The sequence below is a fragment of the Streptomyces sp. URMC 126 genome, assembly GCF_051386555.1.
Taxonomy (GTDB): domain Bacteria; phylum Actinomycetota; class Actinomycetes; order Streptomycetales; family Streptomycetaceae; genus Streptomyces.
On the sequence record NZ_JBPQTX010001446.1, the window covers coordinates 1 to 230 of the forward strand.

Annotated in this window: 1 protein-coding gene; it reads right to left on the reverse strand. The window is 64.8% G+C overall.

Features of this window, described 5'->3' with window-relative positions:
- Positions 1-230, reverse strand: a 230-nt coding sequence (locus ACSNOK_RS36625) for an extracellular solute-binding protein (RefSeq protein WP_436784950.1), incomplete at both ends; no start/stop codon positions are given.

Genomic DNA, 230 nt, shown 5'->3' on the forward strand with positions numbered 1-230 from the left:
GCTTGCCCGCGAGGGTGTCCTCGATGGCCCAGGGGCCGTTGACCATCATCGCGACCTTGCCGTCCTTGAAGGACTTCTGCATGTTCTCCCAGCCGTTGGTGGTGTCCGTGATCGCGGCCTTGGAGTCCACCAGGTCCTTCATCACCTCGAACGCCTTCGCACCGGGCTCGTCGTCGACGGTGATCTTCTTCGCCTCGGCGTCGAGCATGTCGCCGCCCTCGCCGTAGAGG